Source organism: Burkholderia sp. BCC1047 (assembly GCF_902833155.1).
Taxonomy (GTDB): Bacteria; Pseudomonadota; Gammaproteobacteria; order Burkholderiales; family Burkholderiaceae; genus Burkholderia; species Burkholderia sola.
In genome coordinates this window covers 54,860-75,271 of sequence record NZ_CADFEH010000009.1, presented here as the reverse complement: position 1 = coordinate 75,271, position 20,412 = coordinate 54,860, and the positions used below count along the sequence as shown (strand labels likewise).

16 protein-coding genes and 1 pseudogene are annotated in these 20,412 nt (G+C 69.1%); 16 read left to right on the top strand and 1 reads right to left on the bottom strand.

What is annotated here, in order from left to right; genetic code table 11:
• The first annotated feature begins 1 nt into the window (after position 1).
• From HWX55_RS12140 to HWX55_RS12105, 8 genes and pseudogenes are all read left to right on the top strand, one after another.
• A complete protein-coding gene (locus HWX55_RS12140) occupies positions 2–259 on the top strand; it encodes a hypothetical protein (protein WP_347879627.1) in 258 nt (85 codons plus the stop codon).
• 499 nt (positions 260–758) lie between these two features.
• A pseudogene (locus HWX55_RS12135) lies at positions 759–2,895 on the top strand (LamG-like jellyroll fold domain-containing protein).
• A 406-nt stretch (positions 2,896–3,301) separates the two neighbouring features.
• Positions 3,302–4,792, top strand: a complete 1,491-nt coding sequence (locus tag HWX55_RS12130) for a HAMP domain-containing sensor histidine kinase (protein WP_175975792.1) — start codon at positions 3,302–3,304, stop codon at positions 4,790–4,792.
• Positions 4,774–6,150: a sigma-54 dependent transcriptional regulator gene (locus tag HWX55_RS12125; protein ID WP_175975791.1), complete on the top strand. Its 1,377-nt coding sequence runs from the start codon at positions 4,774–4,776 to the stop codon at positions 6,148–6,150. Before HWX55_RS12130 ends, HWX55_RS12125 begins: the two co-directional genes overlap by 19 nt.
• Positions 6,151–6,513: 363 nt before the next feature.
• On the top strand, positions 6,514–7,095 hold the full coding sequence (locus HWX55_RS12120; protein ID WP_244140545.1) for a hypothetical protein: 582 nt from the start codon (positions 6,514–6,516) through the stop codon (positions 7,093–7,095).
• Positions 7,096–7,137: 42 nt separating this feature from the next.
• On the top strand, positions 7,138–7,683 hold the full coding sequence (locus tag HWX55_RS12115) for a hypothetical protein (protein ID WP_089490443.1): 546 nt from the start codon (positions 7,138–7,140) through the stop codon (positions 7,681–7,683).
• A 21-nt stretch (positions 7,684–7,704) separates the two neighbouring features.
• The gene (locus HWX55_RS12110; protein ID WP_175975789.1) at positions 7,705–8,970 is read left to right on the top strand and encodes an MFS transporter; all 1,266 of its coding nucleotides are present in this window, start codon (positions 7,705–7,707) and stop codon (positions 8,968–8,970) included.
• A gap of 37 nt (positions 8,971–9,007) precedes the next feature.
• Positions 9,008–10,261: an arsenic transporter gene (locus HWX55_RS12105; RefSeq protein WP_175975788.1), complete on the top strand. Its 1,254-nt coding sequence runs from the start codon at positions 9,008–9,010 to the stop codon at positions 10,259–10,261.
• Between the two features lie 36 nt (positions 10,262–10,297).
• Here the strand turns inward: HWX55_RS12105 and HWX55_RS12100 are convergent, their stop codons facing one another.
• The gene (locus tag HWX55_RS12100) at positions 10,298–12,403 is read right to left on the bottom strand and encodes a TonB-dependent receptor (protein ID WP_175975787.1); all 2,106 of its coding nucleotides are present in this window, start codon (positions 12,401–12,403) and stop codon (positions 10,298–10,300) included.
• A gap of 394 nt (positions 12,404–12,797) precedes the next feature.
• Here HWX55_RS12100 and HWX55_RS12095 point away from each other — a divergent pair, with 394 nt between their 5' ends.
• Genes HWX55_RS12095 through HWX55_RS12060 form a run of 8 tightly spaced genes read left to right on the top strand, consistent with a single transcriptional unit; the run spans position 12,798 to position 20,340 of the window.
• On the top strand, positions 12,798–14,378 hold the full coding sequence (locus HWX55_RS12095) for an acetolactate synthase large subunit (RefSeq protein ID WP_175975786.1): 1,581 nt from the start codon (positions 12,798–12,800) through the stop codon (positions 14,376–14,378).
• Positions 14,379–14,427: 49 nt separating this feature from the next.
• Positions 14,428–15,240: an SDR family oxidoreductase gene (locus HWX55_RS12090; protein ID WP_175975785.1), complete on the top strand. Its 813-nt coding sequence runs from the start codon at positions 14,428–14,430 to the stop codon at positions 15,238–15,240.
• A gap of 15 nt (positions 15,241–15,255) precedes the next feature.
• Complete coding sequence (locus HWX55_RS12085; protein WP_175975784.1) at positions 15,256–16,293, top strand: sialidase family protein; 1,038 nt, start codon at positions 15,256–15,258, stop codon at positions 16,291–16,293.
• Positions 16,294–16,305: 12 nt separating this feature from the next.
• Entirely contained in the window at positions 16,306–16,821 is a 516-nt protein-coding gene (locus HWX55_RS12080; RefSeq protein WP_175975783.1) for a VOC family protein, read from the top strand.
• Between the two features lie 48 nt (positions 16,822–16,869).
• Positions 16,870–17,475 carry an amino acid synthesis family protein gene (locus tag HWX55_RS12075; RefSeq protein ID WP_027809147.1) on the top strand — a complete coding sequence of 202 codons (606 nt, stop codon included), beginning with the start codon at positions 16,870–16,872 and terminating at the stop codon, positions 17,473–17,475.
• A 27-nt stretch (positions 17,476–17,502) separates the two neighbouring features.
• The gene (locus HWX55_RS12070; protein WP_175975782.1) at positions 17,503–18,390 is read left to right on the top strand and encodes an alpha/beta hydrolase; all 888 of its coding nucleotides are present in this window, start codon (positions 17,503–17,505) and stop codon (positions 18,388–18,390) included.
• Positions 18,387–20,018: a bifunctional 3-(3-hydroxy-phenyl)propionate/3-hydroxycinnamic acid hydroxylase gene (locus HWX55_RS12065; protein WP_175975781.1), complete on the top strand. Its 1,632-nt coding sequence runs from the start codon at positions 18,387–18,389 to the stop codon at positions 20,016–20,018. Before HWX55_RS12070 ends, HWX55_RS12065 begins: the two co-directional genes overlap by 4 nt.
• Entirely contained in the window at positions 20,008–20,340 is a 333-nt protein-coding gene (locus HWX55_RS12060; RefSeq protein WP_175975780.1) for an NIPSNAP family protein, read from the top strand. The genes HWX55_RS12065 and HWX55_RS12060 overlap by 11 nt, the downstream gene beginning before the upstream one ends.
• Positions 20,341–20,412: the final 72 nt, after the last annotated feature.

The following is a 20,412-nucleotide window of genomic DNA, read 5'->3' as shown; positions in this document are numbered from 1 at the left end:
GATGCCGGATGCCGGCTCCGTGCTGGACCTGGATGACCCGCGCGACCGGCAGGTGATCGCGGATGCCCTGCGCGCGCTGCTGCGCGAGCGTTCCGAGGCGCTCGCGTTCGCGATGCGCATGGCCGACCAGTGCGGCCGGCCCCGGCCCGATGCGGCCGATTTCGCGCTGACCGACATCATTCGGCTGGCGCGCATCGTCGAGCGAGTCGAGCGGGACGGCGCGTTGCAGCGCGCGGCCGTGCCCGCGGGCGTGCGCTGAACGGCGAGGCGGCTCCCAACGCGAGGGGCGCACGCCGGGAGCGCCGCGCATGCCGCGCGGTCGACGTTCAATGCGGTGAGTCTCGGGCCGGAATCGCACCGGATCGGGCGACGACGATTCCCCGCGTCGCGGGCCGATGCGGCCGTTTCCTTACAACGCGTAATTGACCCGCCCGATCCCGACGCGCACCATGCGCGGTTGCCGCCGCTTCCCGCCACTGTCATCGTTTGCGTTCACGATGGCATGACGTGTGGCGGCCGGAGCCGGTGCAGGCGAAGCGGGGCGCTTCCGCAGATGCCTGACCAACCACCGTCCGCTTCGCCGTGCCGGGACTTCCGGCGACAGCGGCACACGTTCGACGAAGTTCGAACTCAGGGCCGCGCGCGGGCGTGGCCGCAACGATCAAGGGAGACGCATGAGCGGCAAGGACTGGACGAAGGACAACGCGATGCGCGAAGCGGTCGCGCATCGCACGGGCGACGCTTCGCAACCCGAATGGATGTCGGACGACGCGATGTCGCGGCGCACGTTTCTCCACAGTCTGGGCGCATGGGCGATGCTCGCCTGCGGCGGGACGTTCGGCGGTGCGAGCGCCGCGTTCGCCGCGGTATCGCAGGGCTCGACGGCGGCCTTCGTCCATCCGGGCCTGCTGCATACGCAGGCGGATTTCGATCGCGTCGCGCAAAAGGTGATGACGCACGCGCAACCGTGGTTCGACGGCTGGTCGGTGCTGATCGCGAACGGCCACGCGAGCCAGTCGTGGCAGCCGCGGCCGCAGGTCGAGATCGATCGCGGCGGCAGCGGGCCGCAGAACTACGGAATCCTGTACAACGACGTCGCCGCCGCCTATGCGTGCGCGCTGCGCTGGAAGGTGACCGGCGACAAGCTGTATGCGGACACGGCCGTGCGGATCATGAACGCATGGGCGGCGACGCTGAAGCGCCTGGGCGGCGATTCGAACGTCGACCTCGCGGCCGGCCTGTACGGCTACGAGTTCGCGAATGCCGGCGAGATCATGCGCGGCTATCCGGGCTGGGCGGCCGCGGATTTCGCCGCGTTCCAGCGGATGATGCGCACCGTGTTCTACCCGATCAACACCGATTTCCTGCATCGTCACAACAACACCGAGATCACGCACTACTGGGCGAACTGGGACCTGTGCAATATCGCGTCGATTCTCGCGATCGGCGTGCTGTGCGACGACCGCGCGCTGTTCGACGAGGCGATCGACTATTTCCGCGCGGGGCCCGGCAACGGCGCGATACCGCAGGCGGTGTATTACCTGCATCCGGGCCATCTCGGCCAGTGGCAGGAGAGTGGCCGCGATCAGGGGCACAACACGCTCGGCATCGCGCTGGCCGGCGCGATCTGCGAGATGGCGTGGAACCAGGGCGTCGATCTGTACGGGTACGACAACAACCGTTTTCTTGCCGGCGCCGAATACGTCGCGAAAGCGAACCTGCGCCAATCGCCCGACGGCCCGTTCTTCGACGTGCCCTACGTGACCTACTCGAACGTGAACGTCACGCAAACGCAGTTCGCGACCGGCGGCCAGGGCGGGGTCCGGCCGTGCTGGGCGCTCGTGTACAACCACTACGTGAATCGCAAGGGGCTCGCGGCGCCGTGGTCGAAGCGCTTCGCGCTCGCCGCACAGCCCGAGGGTGGCGGCGGCAACTACGGGCCGAACAGCGGCGGCTACGACCAGCTCGGCTACGGCACGCTGATGTATACGCGATCCGGCCGGCTCTGCGCCCGCTCCGAGCGGGCTGACCGCGCACGCGAGCGCCGGGCGCGCGGTGCTGTCGTGGTGGGGTGTCGCGAACGGCACGCACTATACGGTGAAGCGCGGCGCGGCGTCGGGCGGCCCGTACGCGACCGTCGCGACCGGCATCGTCGACCCGCTGACGTGGACGGACAGCCCGGCCGCGGGCACTTGGTATTACGTTGTGAGCGCAACCACGCCGACCGGCGAAACGCAGCATTCCGCGGAGGCGCGCGTGGTGACCGGCCAGCAGCTGCAGATCTGGCTGCCGTTCGACGAATCGCGCGGCGTCACCGCCGCCGATCGCAGCGGCAACGGGCACCCCGGTACGCTGGTCGGCGGGGCGGCGTTCGCGCCGGGGCGCAGCGGCAATGCGCTGTCGCTCGACGGTGCGGGCGGCCATGTCGCGCTTGCGGCAGGCGTGCTCGCCGACGTGTCGGATTTCACGGTCGCGGCATGGGTGTGCGCGCGCACCGTGCGGAAGTGGTCGCGGGTGTTCGACTTCGGCGTCGGTACCGGGCGCTACATGATGCTCACGCCGCTCGCCGACACCGGCGCGCTGCGCTTCGCGATCACGGTCAACGGGGCACATGGCGAGCGGCGCATCGACGCGAAAGCGCCGCTGCGAGCCGCGCAGTGGACGCACGTGGCCGTCACGCTGGCGGGGACGACGGCCACGCTCTACGTCGACGGCGCAGCAGTCGGCAGCGCGGCCGACGTGTTTCTCGCGCCGTGGCGGCTCGGTCCGACCGCGAACAACTGGATCGGGCGGTCGCAGTTCGCGGCCGATCCGGCCTTCGACGGCTTGGTGAGCGATTTCCGCGTGTACCACGGTGCACTGACGGCGGCGCAAGTCGCCGCGCTTGCGCGGTAGGGGCGCGCCGCACGCCAAGATGGGTCGAGACGCCCGACGCCGGATTTCCGGCGGCGGGCGTTTTTGATTCCCGTGCAATTTTCCGGGCAGGTACCTTCAAGCCTGATCACGGTCGGCGCAACGGCGCGGGCTCGGCGAAGGCGGTGATTGCGGACACATATGTCGATGGCGGCAAGGCGGCCCAGGCGCGTGCGATCGGCGGGATTCGTCGCCGATACCGAAATGCAAGTGGCGAGCGTGACGGCACTGGCGCGCGCCGTTGCCGATCCGATCCGATCCGATCCGATCCGATCCGATCCGATCCGATCCGATCGAGCCAGCAGTCGGCGCAATGCATGCCGGTCGTGACCGCTTCGCATGACATGCAATACGCTATTCTGTCGTCCTCAACCGCCAGCCCGATCCGATGAAGCGTCCGTCGTTTTCCACCCAACTCGTCATGCTCTGGGCACTCGTCGCGGCGCTGTGCGCGACGCTGGTCGCGGTCGTCTGGGTCACGGCGAGTTCCGCCGAGAGTCAACAGGTGGCCAGCGCGAAGGCCGCCGGCGCGTCGGCCTGCGAAGCGGTCGCGTCGCGTTACGGCGCGTCTTCCGCGTCGGCGGGCGCCGGGCCCGCCCCGGACCTGATGCACGCGATCCTCGACATCGTGCTGTCCCGCGCGCCGGACATGGAGGGCGGGTTCTGGATGCCCGGCGCCGCCCCGGCGGCGAGCGGCTTTCTCGCGTATTCCTTTCCGACTTATCAGGGCAGCGGCGTCAAACACGACGTTCCGGAAGCGGAAACGCCGCTGATCCTCCGCACGCTGCGCGCCGCGGCCGCCACGCATGCCGCGACGGCGAACGTCGTCGAAGGCGCGCAGGATGCGGTGATCGCGGCGGCCTGCCCGGTACGCGGCGGATCGGGGCTGTACGTGTGGATGCTGACGCGTGCGCGCCCGCCGCTGGGCCGGCACGGGGAATTGCTGGCCACGGGCCTCGCGGCCGTGCTCGCGGTGATTCTGGCGATCGCGGCGGCGCTGGCCGTGGCGCTGCGCCGATGGAAGCGCAATCTTGCGCGGATCGAGAGCGGGCTCGGGCCCGACGGTCGCGAGCATCAGCTGCCGTACGTCGGCGAACCCGATCTCGACCGCGTCATCGATGCGTTCAACGAGCGGGCGCGGCGCGCCGACCAGCTGCAACTGCAGGCCGACGAACTGCGCACGCGGCTCGCGCAGGCCGAACGCTTCGGCATGCTGGGTAAACTGGCCGCGCAAGTCGCGCACGAGATTCGCAATCCGATGGGCGCGATGCGGCTGAAGGCGGAAAACGCACTGGCGGGCGACGGCCGGCGGCAGCAGGACGCGCTGCGCGTGATTCTCGCGCAGATCGAGCGCATCGATGCGCAATTGTCGAGCCTGCTCGCGCTGACGCAGCCGGTGCGCCCGCATGCGACACGCGTCGACGTCGACGCGTGGCTCGCGCAGGTCGTCGACGCGCACCGCGAGCTCGCGCAGCGGCAAGCGATCGACCTGACGCTGTCGCTCGCGGGGCAGGGCGAGCGGCTCGCGTGGCCGTCGGATTTTCCCGCTTTCGATCCCGACCAGATGCGGCGGGCGCTCGATAATCTGCTGCTCAACGCACTGCACCACGCGGGCGACGGTGGCGCGGTCACGCTCGCCGCCGAGCGGCGCGCGTTTGCCGGGCGCGACTGGCTGTGCATCACCGTGTCGGACAGCGGCCCCGGCGTGCCGGCCGCGCAGCGCGAGCGGATTTTCGAGCCGTTCGTGACGGGCCGCGCGGATGGCTCGGGCCTCGGCCTCGCCGTCGTCCGCGAAGTGGCGGCGGCGCATGGCGGGCACGCGCGCCTCGACGGGGGCGCCGCATTCGTGATTGAAATTCCATGGCAAACATCCTCATAGTCGACGACGACGCGGCCTTTCGCGACAGCCTCGCCGAAACGCTCGCCGATCTCGGTCATCGCGCCGTCGAGGCCGCAACCGGTCGCGCCGCGCTCAGCGCGTTGCGCGACGGCGGCGGCATCGAATGCATCTTTCTGGATTTCCGCCTGCCGGATCTGGACGGGCTGGCCGTGCTCGCGCAACTGCGCGACGATCCTGTGCTGGCCGCGATTCCGGTCGTCATGCTGACGGCCCATGCGACCAGCGACAACACCATCGAAGCGATGCGGCTCGGCGCATTCGATCACCTGACGAAGCCGATCGGGCGTCGCGACATCGCGCAACTGCTCGAACGCATCGTGTCGGCGAATCAGCCGCCCGCGCTCGCGCCGCCTGACAGCGGTTTCGCGGGCGAACCGTCGGCGGACCGACCGCAACTGCTGGGCGTGAGCGCCGCGATGCGCGACGTGCAAAAGCAGGTCGGCCGCGCCGCGATGAGCGACGCGACCGTGCTCGTGACCGGCGAGACGGGCACGGGCAAGGAGGTGGCGGCCCGCGTGCTGCATGCCGCATCGGCCCGGCATGCGGGGCCGTTCGTCGCCGTGAACTGCGCGGCCATCCCGGCCGATCTGCTCGAAAGCGAGTTGTTCGGGCATCGTCGCGGCGCGTTCACGGGGGCGCACGCCGATCGCGCGGGGCGGCTCGTCGAGGCCGACGGCGGGACGCTTTTTCTCGACGAGATCGGCGACATGCCCGCCGCGATGCAGGCGAAGCTGCTGCGCGCGTTGCAGGAGCGCCAGGTAATGCCGCTCGGCGCGGATCGCCCGACCGCGATCGACATTCGCGTCGTGGCCGCGACGCACCGCGACCTCGCCGCGGCCGTCGCGAACGGCACGTTCCGCGAAGACCTGTTCTATCGGCTGAACGTCATTCCGCTGCACTTGCCGCCGCTCGCGGAGCGCGTCGCCGACATCCTGCCGCTCGCCGCGCATTTCCTCGGCAGCGCGGCAGGCACGCGCGCGCTGCATCTGACGAACGACGCGCAGCGCGCGCTGCTCGATCACCGCTGGCCGGGCAACGTGCGCGAACTGCGCAACGTGATGGAGCGGGCGGCCGCGCTCGCTCCGGGGCCGGCCGTCAGCGCGGCCGACCTCGGTCTGGCCGCCGTGCCGGCGCGCGAGTCGGGCGCTGAGGCGGTGCCAGCGCACCTGCTCGACATGCCGCTGCCCGATGCGCTGGCGACGGTCGAGCGCGCGGCGATCCTGCACGCGCTCGAGCGCGCGAACGGCAATCGCGCGGAGGCCGCGAGGCAGCTCGGGATCGGCCGCCAGTCGCTCTATGCGCGCATGGCGAATCTCGGGATCGAACGCGACGACTAGTCGCGCTGTTTCAACTGTCGGGAATGCCGACATCCGGTGAAGCGACGTGTCGGGAAATCCGACACGTCAGACGTGCTTCGCCATTCGGCGCACGGCCACACGGTGCTTCTCAGGTTGGCATGGGTATTGCGGATATCGATGCATCGCAACCCGTCGCCGGAGCCCGTCATGAAGTCGTACCTGCCTGTCGTTCGATCGCGGTCGCGGCGCCGTGCCGCCGTTCACCGGTCGTATCGCATGCTCTGCGCTGCCGCACTCGTTGCCGTCGCAACGGTCAGCGCGGCGCAGGTGCCGCCGGCGCCACGCGCGGAAGACCCGGCCGGCGCCATGCCGCCGCCTGCTCCTCCTCGGCCTCGTGCGCTTGTGCCTGCCGCGCCCGGAAACGACACCGCGTCGGATGCGCTGGTTTCCGGCACGCTGTCGCGGCTGACGATCAATCCGGAAGGCGCCGTCGACGGCTTCGTGCTCACCGACGGCACGCTCGTCCGCGTGCCGCCGCATCTCGGTTCGCAATTGACGGCGCTCGTGCGATCGGGCCAGCGTGTCACGATAGCCGGCGAACGACACGTCGACGATGAAATCCGCGCACGCGTCGTCCGCAACGACGGCACCGGCGCGTCGCTGTCCGATCAGCCGCCCGTGCCCGTCGCACCCGTGCCGCCGATGCTGCGCGGCGTCAATCTCGCCCGCCTGAGCGTGTCCGGCGTCGTGCGCCGCGTGACGCACGCGCCGCGCGGCGAGCCGGACGGCGTGATGCTCGACAGCGGTGCGATCGTCAAGCTGACCGTTCCGGCCGCGCAGCAATTCGGCGCGCTGCTCGTTCCCGGCGAGCGCGTGGCCGCGGTCGGTTACGGCACGCGCAATGCGTACGGCGAAGCGTTGCAGGCGACGGCGTTCGGCGCGCCAGGCCATGTCGTGAATCTCTACGACGATGTCGCGCGCTGATCGCGCGACGCTATTTCCCCATCCATCGAAAGGAGTCCTGTCATGCACTGGATCGATCCCGCGTGCCTGCCCGAGACGCGCGGCCGCGTCACGCAGTTCCTGCTCAATCCGCACGGAGAAATCGACGGCCTGATCCTGAACGGCGACCTCCAGGTGCACGTACCGCCGCATCTGGGCCGCGAACTGGTGCGTCATGTCGCGGTCGGCGACCGCATCCGCGTGCGGGGCGTCAAGCCGCGTCGCGCGGCGATGATCGCGGCCGTGCAACTGACCGGTCGCGGCGGCATCGACATCATCGACGCCGGGCCGGAGCACGCCGTCCCGAAGCCGCCGCGACCGCCCCGACAGCCGATGGAATCGAGCGGCGAAGTCGCGTTCGGGCTGCATGGCCCGAAAGGCGAGTTGAACGGTGCGTTGCTGACGAGCGGCGTCGCGCTGCGGGTGCCGCCGCATGCGGCTGAAGCCCTGCGCGACTATCTGCTTCCCGGCGTCCATGTGCAGGCGTGGGGCCACGGCGTCGTCACGCCGCACGGCACGACGCTCGACGTGAGCGAGATCGCCGAACTCGTCGATGCGGATGCCGAATGATCGTGCGACGGTGAGACGCCCATGAGACCGGCACGCGCGCTCGAAGCGCTCAACTTCTTCCTGGCCGACGTGCAGGCCGGCATCGGCCCGTTCATCGGCGTCATCCTGCTGTCGCGCGGCTGGGGTGCCGATGCGATCGGCTCGGTGATGACGCTGGCCGGGCTTGCCGCGATGGCCGCGACGCCGTTGGCCGGCGCGCTCGTCGATGCGGTGCGCGCGAAGCGGGCGCTGATCGTCGTGGCGACCGCGGCGACGGCGCTTGCGTCGCTGGCGATGCTGTTCGTCCACAGCTATCCGGCGGTGGCGGCGTCGCAGATCCTCGCGGCGGTCAGCGGCGCGGTGCTGGCGCCGGCCGCCGCGGGCGTGACGCTCGGCATCGTGCGCCGGCAGGGTTTCGACCGGCAGTTCGGGCGCAACCAGATGGCGAACCACGCCGGCAACGTCGCCGGTGCGGCGCTCGCCGGGTGGCTCGGCTGGCATGTCGGATTCGACGCGGTGTTCGCGCTCGTCGGCGTGTTTACGGTCCTCGCGATCGTGAGCACGCTGGCGATTCCCGCGCACGCGATCGATCATGCGTCCGCACGTGGCCTCGATCCTGCCGGCGCTGCGCCGGGAACGGATGCGGCGCATTCGCCTGCGTCGGACGCGGCGTCGACGTCGCGCGTCGGCGGCCTGCGCACGCTCGCCGAGAACCGGCCGCTGGTGCTGCTCGGCGCGTCGCTCGCGCTGTTTCATCTCGGCAACGCCGCGATGCTGCCACTCTACGGGATGGGCGTCGTCGTCACGCATCGGAGTAACGCGAGCGCGTTTACCGCGCAGACGATCGTCATCGCGCAGTGCGTGATGATCGCGGCGGCGTGGCTCGCGCCCCGTCTGATCCGCGCGCACGGCTACTGGCGGGTGCTGCTGTGCTCGTACCTCGTGCTGCCGGTGCGCGGGCTGGTCGCCGCGACGTGGATGAGCGAAGCGGGCGTATGGCCGGTGCAGGTGCTCGACGGCATCGGCGCCGGCCTGCAAAGCGTGGTCGTGCCCGCGCTCGTGGTGCGCCTGCTGCATGGCTCCGGGCGCGTGAATGCCGGGCAGGGCGCCGTCGCGACCGCGCAGGGCATCGGCGCGGCGCTCAGCCCGGTGCTGGGCGGCGTGCTTGCGCAGCACTTCGGCTATCCGGCCGCGTTCGTCGTACTGGGCGCCGTGTCGACGGGCTCGCTCGCGCTGTGGCTCGGGCATGCGCGCTCGCTGAGCAGCGTGTGCGGCAAGCCCACTGATTTATCGGCGACGTCGTCGTGACAGCGATGTCGATTCCCATGCCTCCATCCACTTGCCCATGAATCCTGTTTCGCTTGCCTGGCTGATTTCCGCGCTCGCCACCGCGGGCGTCATCACGCGCCCATTCGGCTGGCCCGAGGCCATCTGGGCCGTGAGCGGCGCGCTGCTGCTGGTCGTGTTGAACCTGTTGCCCGTCGCACAGGCGCTGGATGCCGTCGCGAAAGGCGGCGACGTGTACCTGTTCTTGACGGGCATGATGCTGCTGTCCGAGGCGGCCCGTCGCGAGGGGCTGTTCGACTGGGTCGCGACGCACGTCGTCAATCTCGCACGGGGCTCGCCGCGGCGGTTGTTCGCGCTGATCTACGCGGTCGGCGCCGTCACCACGGTGTTCCTGTCGAACGATGCGACCGCCGTCGTGCTGACGCCCGCGGTGCTGGCCGCCGCGCGTCGCGCGAAGGCCGATCCGATGCCGCTGCTGTACAGCTGCGCGCTCGTCGCCAATGCCGCGAGCTTCGTGCTGCCGATTTCGAATCCGGCGAACCTGGTGCTGTACGGCGCGCATATGCCGGCCCTCGGCGTCTGGCTCGCGCACTTCGCGGCGCCGTCCGTCGCGTCGATCGCGTGCACGTTCGTCATGCTGCGGATCGTGCAGCGACGTGCGCTTTCCGGCCGTTGCGAATCCGGGCTGCCGGTGCAGCCGCTGACGGGCGGCGGCCGCATCGCGCTGGCAGGCATCGCCGCAACGGCCGTCGCGCTGATGGCGGTATCGATCGCCGATCGCCCGCTTGGGTTGCCGACCGCGCTGGCGGGTGTCGTCACGGTCGCGTGCGTGGTGATGCGGGATCGCGCGGCGGGCGTGCCGATCGTTCGCGCGATTTCGTGGAGCGTGTTGCCGCTCGTCGCGGGGCTGTTCGTCGTCGTCGAGACGCTCGACCGGACCGGCGCGGTGCGCGCGCTGGCGAGCCTGCTGCACATGCTGATGCAAAGCGGCGAGCACGTCGCCGCGGCCGTGGCCGGCGTCGCGGTCGCGCTGGTATCGAACGGGGTCAACAACTTGCCCGCCGGGCTGATCGCGAGCTCGACGATCCACGCTGCGCACAGCCCGCAAACGGTGGTCGATGCGATGCTGATCGGTGTGGATCTCGGCCCGAACCTGTCGATCACCGGATCGCTCGCGACGATTCTGTGGCTGACGGCGATCCGGCGCGAGGGGCTGCAGGTCGGTTTCCGCGCATTCCTCGCGGTCGGCGCGTGCGTGATGCCGCCGGCGTTGCTGCTCGCGCTGGGCGCGCGGTTCGTGGTCGGCGGCTGACGCGCGATGCGCGCGGCGTCAGCCGTCCGGGCCGGCTTAGAACGAGTAAGCGAGCGACGCGAACAGGCTGCGCGGCGCGCCCGGCGCGACCCACAGGCTGTTGTACGAGCTGACGTAGGTGGTGCGATTGAACAGGTTGTTCAGCACGACCGACGCGCGCAGGTGCTTGTTGACCTGCACGTAGCCGTTGAGCTGCACGGTCGCGTAGGCCGGCAGCTCGAAGCCATCCTGCGTGTTGGCCGTGTTGCCGGCGCGGCGCCCGACGTAGATCACGCCGGCGCCGGCGCCGGCCTTGTCCGCGAACGGCAGGGTCGTCTCGTACATCAGCAGCGCGCTGCCGCTCAGACGCGGCACGTCGACGAGGCGTGAGCCGGGCGCCAGCACGGTATCGCGCGTGACTTCGGCGTCGACGTACGCGAAATTGGCGATGCCGCGCAGGCCGTGCCCGAGATCGCCGCTCCATTCGAATTCGACGCCGCGGCTGCGTACTTCGCCGGCCGCGCGCGAGAAGCCGGCGTTCGCCGGATCGGCGGTGAGCACGTTGCGCTTGGTCACGTAGAACGCGGAGACGGTCGTGAGCGAGCGCGCGCCCGCCCATTTCGCGCCGGCTTCGTAGCCGTGGCCCTTTTCGGGATCGAACGCGTTGCCGCCGACGTCGGCGCCGTTGTTCGGCCGGAACGAATACGCGGTGTTCGCATAGAACGACCACGCGGGGCTCATTTCATACACGACGCCGATACGCGGGCTCACCGCGGTCTGCAACTGGCTCGTCGTCACGCCCTTCAGGCGGTTGTCGATCGACTGGTGGAAGCGATCCCAGCGCAGCCCGGCCAGGATTTTCCAGTGCGGCCCGAACGCGAGCGTGTCCTGCGCGTAGACGCCTTGTCCGTTATCGCGTTCGAGCAGGTTGGTCGCGGTGCGCGGCGTCGGTGCGGGCTGGCCGTACACCGGATCGAAGATGTCGATCGCATACGGCGCCGCGGCGCTCGGGGTAGAGCGCGCGACGAACTGGTCGTAGTTGAAGCGATACGCATCGACACCCATCACGAGCGTATGGCCGATACCGCCCGTGCGGAACGAGCCGGTGGTTTCGACGCGGCCTTGCAGGTCGTTCGAGTGAAACGCGACTTGCCGGTAGCGGCGCCACAGCGTGCGGCCGTCCGGCTGCAACGCGAATGCCTCGGACGAGCGCCCCGACAGGTCGGTGTTGCGTTGCGCGACGCCGGCATTGATCGACCAGCTGGAATCGATGCGATGCTCGAGCGTGAACTGGTGGCCGGTGTTGCGCACGTCGTAGTCGCCGTCGCGCGGCTCGCCGAGAAAGCGCGACGCGGGGATCACGCCAAGCTGGCCGTTGACCGCCAGCACGCCGCGATCGAGCGGCGCGCGCTGGCGCGCGCTCTCGAATTCGTAGTGCAGCGTCGTGTCCGCGCCGATGTCCCACGTGAACGACGGCGAGAACAGGTAGCGTTTGCTCGACACCGTGTCGCGAAAGCTGCCGTTGTTATCGTTCATCGCGACGAAGCGGTACGCGAGCGATTTCGTGACGGGGCCGGTCGAGTCGAGGGTCTGGCGCAGTGCGCCGTAGCTGCCGGCCGATACGCCGATGGTGTTCGCGCGTGCAAACTGCGGCTGCTTCGTCGTATAGCTGATGATCCCGCCCGGATCGCCGCGGCCATACAGCGCGGATGCCGGCCCCTTCAGCACTTCCATGCGCTCGAGGTTGACGGTGTCGCGCGGCACGCTTATCCCGCGATTCCACGAAAAGCCGTTGACCAGGTAGTCGGTGCCGGACGTGTTGCCGTCGCCGGCGAAGCCGCGCACCGCGTAGTTGTCCCACAGGCCGCCGAAGTTGTTCTGGCGCGAGACGCCCGCGACCCAGTCGTAAAGATCGTCGCCGCGCGTGGCGGCCACGGTCTGGATCAGCTTCGTATCGACGCTGCTGACCGCGAACGGTATCTCCATCACGTCCGCCTCGCTGCGCGTCGCGCTCGTCGATTCGCGCGTGCGGAACGGCGCCGTCGCACGTTGCGCGGAGATTTCGATGGTGGGCAACGCCGTTTCCTGCGCGTCGGCGGCGCCCATGCCGGTCGTGCCGACGACGATGGCCATCGGTGCGGCCGCCCAATTGCTCCTGCTCATACATCTCCTCTTTGTGTCGTTCGCGTTCGGGCACGGCGGGCGGCCTCGCGCCGACATCTGTGTTCCAAACAGTACATTTGCGCGGCAATTTAATGCAAATGAGAGGCATTTGCAATCGTAATTTTGAGAATGAGTGCGGGAAGGGAAACGGTACGCGGCGCGGACGCGGTCGATCGGGTGTAGGTGTTTCGTGAAATTCCGAATGGTGGGAAATAGATCGTGCCGTGGTGGAGATCTGGTAGCGCATTCACGTTCGTCTTGAGGGAAATTGGCGAGGGATATCGGGTAAACGTGGACCTTGGTGAAGTCATGGAGTGTGAATTGGGCTGTTTGACAAATCCCGTAATTCGGGATTAAAGTAAAAATACTTCAGCCAAACCCGTCGAGCAGCCGCATGAACATCCCACAGTTGGACAGCGATACCGAAGCAAGAAGCGGGGCGAGCGTCGTGCTCGCCACCGCGCGAGACGCCGGCGTCGACGTCTGTTTCGCCAATCCCGGCACGACCGAGATGCCGTTCGTCGGTGCGCTCGACATCGTGGCCGGCGTGCGGTCGATCCTCGGGCTGTTCGAGGGCGTGTGCACGGGCGCGGCCGACGGCTATGGCCGCATGACGGGCAAACCCGCGATGACGCTACTGCATCTCGGGCCCGGCCACGCGAACGGCATTGCCAACCTGCACAACGCGCGCCGCGCCCGCACGCCGATCCTGAACATCGTCGGCGATCACACGCGCGAGCATCTCAAGTACGACGCACCGCTCACGTCCGACATCGAATCGCTCGCCCGTCCGGTGTCGGTGTGGTATCGCAGCGTGGCGCGCGACACCGATCTCGCGGCGGATACGGCCGATGCGATTTCGGCCGCGATGGGCACGCAGCGTGGCGTCGCGACCCTCGTGCTGCCCGTCGATCTCCAGTCGGCCAGCGTGCGCGGCGCGGCGTGGCCCGCCGTCGTACGCCCGGCCGCGGTGTCGTTCGACGCCGCGCGGGTCGAACAGGTGGCCGATCTGCTGCTCGGCGGTCATCGCGCCGTCCTGCTGATGGGCGCCCGCGCGCTGTCGGCGCGCGGGCAGCGGGCGGCGGCGCGCATCGCGGCGGCCACCGGCGCGACCTGCTTCAGCGAGACTTTTCCTGCGCGGGCGGAGCGCGGCGGCGGCCTGCCGGACATCGACCGCCTGCCTTATTTCCCCGAGCCGGCGCTCGCGGCGCTGGCCGGCCGGCGCGTGGTGCTGGCCGGCGCGCTCGCGCCCGTCACCTACTTCGGCTACGACGGCATTCCGGGCGAACTCGCGCGGCCCGAGGACATCGTGACGCTCGCAACGCCCGGCGATGCGGCGGACGACGCGCTGGAGGCGCTGGCCGATCGCATCGGTGCGGCGGCGAATGACGATGGTGTGCACGTCGAGCGCTGGCGCGTGGAGGACGGCCCGCTCACGCCGCAGGCCGTCGGCCGCGTGCTCGCGAATGCGCTGCCCGACGACGCGATCGTGTCGATCGAAGGCGGCACGTGCGGCTACCCGTTCGTGACCGCATCGGCGCGCGCACGTCGTCACACCATTTTGACGAACACGGGCGGCGCGATCGGGCAGGGCCTGCCGGTGGCGCTCGGCGCCGCCGTCGCGTGCCCGGACCGCCGCGTGTTCGCGCTGGAGTCAGACGGCAGCGCGCAGTACACGATCCAGTCGCTGTGGACGATGGCGCGCGAGCGTTTGCCGATCGTGATGCTGATCGCATCGAACCGGCGCTACGGAATCCTGCAGACCGAACTCGCGCGCAGCGGCCTGCCGGCCGACACGCCGCACGCGAGCCGCCTGACGCAACTGGACGACCCGCCGATCGACTGGCTCGCGCTGTCGCGCGGCTACGGGGTGCCGGCCCAACGCGTGAGCGACGCGCATACGCTGGTGCAGGCGCTCGACGACGCACTCGCACATACCGACGGGCCGACACTCATCGAAATGCAGTTGTCCTGATCGCACAACGCGCTTCTTTCCTTAATCCCGACTCTCACCTTTCATCGACATGGATCTGCAACTGCACGGAAAAGCCGCGTTCATCACCGGCGGCAGCATGGGCATCGGCAAGGCGGTCGCGCTCGAACTGGCGCGCGAAGGCGTCAACGTCGCGATCGCCGCGCGACGCATCGAACACCTCGAAGCGGCTGCCGCCGAGATTCGCACGGCGCTCGCGCCGCTCGGCGACGCCGCCGGCGAGATCCTGCCCGTCACGGTGGACACGACCGACATGGCGTCGATCGAAGCAGCGATGGCCGCGAGCGTCGAGCGCTTCGGCCGGCTCGACATCCTGCTGAACGGCGCCGCGCATCCGGGCGGGCTCGTACGCGCCGAACTCGAACACGCCGACCCGCAGGGGCTGCTGCAGGATATCGACATCAAGGTGGTCGGCTACCTGCGCTGCGCGAAGGCGGCCGCACCGTACATGCGGCGCAACGGCTTCGGCCGGATCGTCAACATCGGCGGCCTGACGGGGCGCGGCAGCAAGCAGCTGTCCGGCATGCGCAACGTGGCGATCGTGCACCTGACCAAGACGCTATCCGACCAGCTCGGCCCGTTCGGGATCACGGTCAATACGATTCATCCGGGCGTCGTCGAGACGCCGCACATCCATGAGCTCTACGAGAAGGAAGCGCAGAAGCAGGGGCTCACGGCCGCGGAAGTCGAGGCCAACTACGTGAAGGTCACGCCGATCCGCCGCGTGCTGCAGCCGGAAGAAATGGGGTGGATCGTCGCGTTTCTCGCGTCGCCGAAGTCCGGCTCGATCACCGGCGAGTCGATCGGCTGCGACGGTGGGCTCACGCGCGGCATTTTTCTCTGACACAAGGAGCACTTCATGACCGCAACCGTACTGGTCGCCACCGCCGGGCAAGGCATCCTGCGCTCGAACGACGACGGCGAGACCTGGCATCGCCTCGGGCTTGCCGAACCGATCGAGTTCGACGGCATCGTGCGCGCGCTCGCGGTGTGCCCGGCGACGCCGTCGCGCGTCTATGCCGGCGCCGATTCGGGGCTGTGCATCAGCGACGATGGCGGCGCGCACTGGTTTCGGCCCGAGAACCTGCTGAACGGGCAGACGGTGTGGTCGATCGCGATCGATCCGGCCAACCCGGCCGTGCTCTATGCGGGCACCGGCGCGCCGTCGCGCGCCGCGCTTTACAAGTCGAACGACGCGGGCGTGACCTGGGCGCGAACGGCGCCCGAGTTTCCGGAGTTTTGCTCGGGCGTCAATCGTCCGCGGCTGCTGACGATCTGCGTGGACCCGGAAGACAGCCGCAACGTCTGGTACGGCGTGGAGGAGGGCGGCGCGTGGCGCAGCCGCGATGCCGGCGCGAGCTGGGCGCGCGTGGACGGCCCCGGCACCGCGATCCGCAACAGCGACATTCATGCGATCGCCGTGCTGTCCGCCGCGCAAGGCCGGCAGAAGACCACGGTGCTGCTGACGGTCAACGCGGTGTACGTGAGCGAGGACGACGGCGTGACGTGGGACGGCAAGCTGTCGCGCGACCGCTTCGACGGGCTGTACTACACGCGCACCGTCGTGCAACTGCCGGAGCCGGAAGGCGACCTGCTGATGGCGATCGGCGACGGCACGCCGGGCAGCCGCAGCCGCATCTACCGCTCGACCGATCGCGGCCACGCGTGGCACGAGACGGATCTGCACACGCCGCCGAACTCCACGTTCTGGGCGTTCGGCGTGCATGCGGCCCGGCCGGCGCTCGTGTATGCGGGCACCAAGTACGGGCACCTGTTCCGCTCGCGCGACGGCGGCCGGAACTGGACCAAGGAATGGCGCGATTTCAGCGAGATCACGGCGGTGGCATGGACGCCGTTCGAGGCGCCGCTGGCCGCCCACGCGCAGTCGACCCACTGAGCGGAGCGAACGATGACACCGTCCGATATCCGCCAACGCGCCGAACGTGCGAACGCGAGCGGCCTGCCGCTACCGACGCCGCGCGTGCAGCGCACCCACCTGTCGCTGTTCGTGCGCGATCCCGTTCGCTCGAGCACCTGGTATGCCGAGGTGCTCGGCATGACGGAAACCGCGCGCGGCGAGCAGTGGGTGTTCATGTCGTTCGGCCAGAAGCACCACGACATCGCGCTGATTCGCGCGGCATCCGATGCGGAACTCGGCACGATCGGCCTGCAGCATTACGGCCTCGAAATCGCGGGCGGGCTGACCGAATTGCGCCGCCTGTACGGGATGCTGATTCGCCGCGACGCGCCGATCGTCAAGATCACCGATCACAAGGTCGGGATCGGCGTGTATTTCACGGACCCGGACGGCAACCGGCTGGAATTCTTCTGCGAAATGGTCACGGACGACGAAGAGGGCAAGCGCGTGCTGCATCGATACAACGCGCCGAGCGATCCCGTCCAGCTCGAACCGCTATTCGACTGACGCACCGCCTTTCCATCCGCATCATCGACGTTTTATATAGGAATGCAAATGAGCAAGACCGCCAATTTCGAAGGCTTTCATATCCGCAAGTGGTACACGCAGATCGAGGATTCGCTCGCGAACGAAACCGGCCAGCTTGCCGACGGCGAGCCGTTGCGCAAGATCGTGATCGCCGCGGCCGTTCACAACCCGTACGCAGGGCGATTCAGCGAAAACCTCGACGATCTCGTGCGTCCGTCGCCCGCGCTCGGCAAGGAGTTTGCGCGACGCATCGAATCGCTCGCCGACGGCCGCGCGATCGAGAGCTACGGCAAGGCGTGCCTGGTCGGCTCGGCGGGCGAATACGAACACGGCAACGCGTTCCTCACGTCGATCTTCGCGGAGCCGATCCGCGCGGCGCTGGGCGGTGGCAAATCGTGGGTGCCGTCGAGCGGCAAGCGCGGCCCGATCAACACGGTGATCGACGTGCCGCTCGCGCACAAGGATGCGCTCTACGTGCGCTCGCACTACGACACGGTGACGTGCCTGTTTCCCGATGCGCCGAACGACGACGAAGTACTGGTGATCTTCGCGTTCGCGACACGCGGCCGGCTGCATGCGCGGCTCGGTGGGCTGAAGGCGAGCGAGATCGTCGGTCGCGACGGTCTGGTCTGAGCGCGCATGTCGGGCGAGGAGCAGATGATGAACACGGCGTCCGTCAACGATGGATGGATCGACAACGATGGACTGCGGCTGCACTACGTGAGCTGGGGGCGCGACGATGCGCCGACCGTGGTGATGCTGCACGGCCTGCGCAGTTACGCGCATACCTGGGCGCCCGTCGCCGCTGCGCTGGCCGACCGCTACCGGGTCGTCGCGCTCGATCAGCGCGGGCGCGGGCTCAGCGATTGGGACCCGCGGCGCGACTACTACGCGGCGGCCTACGTGCGCGATCTCGACGCATTGGTTCGCGCGCTCGGCCTGCGACGATTCGTGCTGGTCGGGCACTCGATGGGCGGCGCCAATGCATTCGTCTACGCGGCGGCGCAGCCGGAACGGCTCGTGGGCCTTGCGATCGAGGACATGGGCCCCGGCGCGTCGGCCGGCTCGCCGGGTTCCGAGCGCATCAAGCGCGAGCTGCAGGAAACGCCGGACGCGTTCGCGTCGTGGGACGACGCACGCGCGTTCTGGCGGCGCCAGCGGCCGAACATCGCGGAATCCGCGCTCGATTCGCGCATCGCGCATTCGCTGAAAGAAGGCGAGCCCGGCCGGATCGTCTGGCGGCACGACGCGCAAGGGATCGCGGCCGCACGGCTGGCCGCGACGCCGGAGCAGCTCGTCCATCTGTGGCCGTTGATCCTCAACCTGCACGTGCCGACGTTGCTGGTGCGCGGCGGCGACTCGGATTTCCTGTCCGCGGACGTGGCGGCCGAAATGGCGGCCGCCAATGCGGAAATCGAGCGGATCGACATTCCCGGCGCGACGCATTACGTGCACGACGATCAACCCGATGCGTTCAATCGCGCATTGCGGTCGTGGCTCGATCGTCTCGAGGATCCTGAATGGCGCAGCGGAGGCCTGGGCGAATGAAAGCGAACAACCGGAACCGGACGTCGGTCGCGATCGTCGGCGCGGGGCCGAACGGCGTCGCGATGGCGAATCTGCTGGGCCTTTACGGCGTCGCGACGGTGATCATCGAGAAGGCGGCGGACGTCGTCGATTTTCCGCGCGCGGTCGGCATCGACGACGAAGCGTTGCGGATGTTTCAGACCGCGGGGCTCGCCGACGAACTGAGCCGCGACATCATTCAGAACGTGCCGCTGCGCATGTTCAAGGCCAATGGCGAATGCTTCGCCGACATCCGCCCGTCGATACGCGAATTCGGTTGGTGGCGGCGCAACATCTTCATGCAGCAACTGGCCGAACACACGCTGCGCGCCGGGCTGGCGCGCTATCCGCACGTCTCGCTGTGGACCGGCGAGGAAGTGGTCGGCGTCGAACAGGACGACCGCTGCGTCACGTTGCAGGTGCGCGACGCGGACGGCCGGCAGTATGCGCTCGACGCCGACTACGTGGTGGCGGCCGACGGCGGACGCAGCCCGATGCGCGACTGGCTCGGCATCAAGCTGGCCGGCACGACGCACCCGATCAAATGGGTCGTGGTCGACGTGAAGAACGCCGGGCTCGACCAGCCGTGCACGGCGCTGAACTGCGACCCGCGCCGCCCGAACGTGTGCATCTATCTGCCGTTCGACTTCCGGCGCTGGGAGTTTCTCGTATTCCCGCACGAGGACGCCGACGCGATCGCGCGGCCGGAATCGATCCGTGCGCTGATCGCGCCGTACGTCGACGACGTCGATCGTATCGAGATCGTGCGCGCGCGGACCTATACGCACCATTCTCGCGTGGCCGACCGCTTCGTGGCGGGCCGCGTGGCGCTCGTCGGCGACGCCGCCCACCTGAGCCCGCCGTGGATCGGCCAGGGCCTGAATGCGGGTTTGCGCGACGTCGGCAATCTCGCGTGGAAACTGGCGGGCGTCGTGAACGGCACGCTCGATCCCGGCGTGATCCCTACTTACGAATCGGAGCGCCGCGACCACGCGAAGGCGATGATCGATCTCGCGGACACGTTCGGTGCGATGCTGATGCCGACCAACCGGGTCGTCGCGTTTCTGCGCGACCGGTTCCTCGGGCTCGCGCGGTATGCGCCGGGCCTGAAGGACTACGTGCTGCAGATGCGCTTCAAGCCGATGCCGAGCTATACGCGCGGCGTCGTGCTGCCGGGCGCGCCGGGCGACGCGGCGGGCAGGATGATCGCGCAGCCCGACGTCGAAACGGCCGACGGCGTGCGCCGCAAGCTTGACGACGTGCTCGGCCCATGGTTTTCGATCGTTGGCTGGCAATGCGATCCGCAGGCGTGCCTGAGCGACGACGATCGCGCGTACTGGACGGCGCTGGGCGCGACCTTCGTTCAGGTCAACCGCTCGCGCAGCGGGACGGGCCGCGCACGGCGCGTGACGAGCGCCCACGGCAGCGTGTGCGTCGAGGATGTCGACAACGCGCTGGCGGCATGGTTCGACCGGCATCGCGGCCCGCTCGTGATCGTGCGCCCCGATCGCTACGTGGCCGCGCAAACGGATGCCGCCGGCATCGCAGGCGTGACCGCGGCGTTCCAGGCGTTTGCGCCGCGACAACGGGAGACCGCGGATGTTTGTTGAGCAACGCACGTACACGCTGGTGCCGGGCGGCGTCGCCGAGTATCTGCGGCTCTATGCGGAGTGCGGCCGCGCGCCGCAGGAGCACGCGCTTGGCACGATGGTCGGCTGTTTCGCGACGGAAGTCGGAGTGCTGAACCAGCTCGTCTATCTGTGGGCGTTCGATTCGCTCGACGATCGGGCGCGGCGCCGTGCCGTGCTGATGGCCGATCCCGACTTCAGGACGTTTCGCGGCAAGGTCCGGCATCTGCTCGTCCGGCAGGAAAACCAGATTCTCCGACAGGAAATCGGCGGTCTGCTGCGCGCACCGCCATCGGCTGCGTGATGCGCGTTCGTTGCATGTCCGGCCCATCGTACAGTCTCTACCGAGGTATCCGTCTTGATCCCGTTTACGCCG

Excerpts from the sequence above, each read along its gene's own strand:
- HWX55_RS12080 (WP_175975783.1), top strand. The coding sequence starts at position 16,306 with ATGACACCGTCCGATATCCGCCAACGCGCCGAACGTGCGAACGCGAGC.
- HWX55_RS12125 (WP_175975791.1), top strand. The coding sequence starts at position 4,774 with ATGGCAAACATCCTCATAGTCGACGACGACGCGGCCTTTCGCGACAGC.
- HWX55_RS12075 (WP_027809147.1), top strand. The coding sequence starts at position 16,870 with ATGAGCAAGACCGCCAATTTCGAAGGCTTTCATATCCGCAAGTGGTAC.
- HWX55_RS12060 (WP_175975780.1), top strand. The coding sequence starts at position 20,008 with ATGTTTGTTGAGCAACGCACGTACACGCTGGTGCCGGGCGGCGTCGCC.
- HWX55_RS12140 (WP_347879627.1), top strand. The coding sequence starts at position 2 with ATGCCGGATGCCGGCTCCGTGCTGGACCTGGATGACCCGCGCGACCGG.
- HWX55_RS12090 (WP_175975785.1), top strand. The coding sequence starts at position 14,428 with ATGGATCTGCAACTGCACGGAAAAGCCGCGTTCATCACCGGCGGCAGC.
- HWX55_RS12105 (WP_175975788.1), top strand. The coding sequence starts at position 9,008 with ATGAATCCTGTTTCGCTTGCCTGGCTGATTTCCGCGCTCGCCACCGCG.
- HWX55_RS12100 (WP_175975787.1), bottom strand. The coding sequence starts at position 12,403 with ATGAGCAGGAGCAATTGGGCGGCCGCACCGATGGCCATCGTCGTCGGC.
- HWX55_RS12130 (WP_175975792.1), top strand. The coding sequence starts at position 3,302 with ATGAAGCGTCCGTCGTTTTCCACCCAACTCGTCATGCTCTGGGCACTC.
- HWX55_RS12085 (WP_175975784.1), top strand. The coding sequence starts at position 15,256 with ATGACCGCAACCGTACTGGTCGCCACCGCCGGGCAAGGCATCCTGCGC.
- HWX55_RS12070 (WP_175975782.1), top strand. The coding sequence starts at position 17,503 with ATGAACACGGCGTCCGTCAACGATGGATGGATCGACAACGATGGACTG.
- HWX55_RS12115 (WP_089490443.1), top strand. The coding sequence starts at position 7,138 with ATGCACTGGATCGATCCCGCGTGCCTGCCCGAGACGCGCGGCCGCGTC.
- HWX55_RS12110 (WP_175975789.1), top strand. The coding sequence starts at position 7,705 with ATGAGACCGGCACGCGCGCTCGAAGCGCTCAACTTCTTCCTGGCCGAC.
- HWX55_RS12065 (WP_175975781.1), top strand. The coding sequence starts at position 18,387 with ATGAAAGCGAACAACCGGAACCGGACGTCGGTCGCGATCGTCGGCGCG.
- HWX55_RS12095 (WP_175975786.1), top strand. The coding sequence starts at position 12,798 with ATGAACATCCCACAGTTGGACAGCGATACCGAAGCAAGAAGCGGGGCG.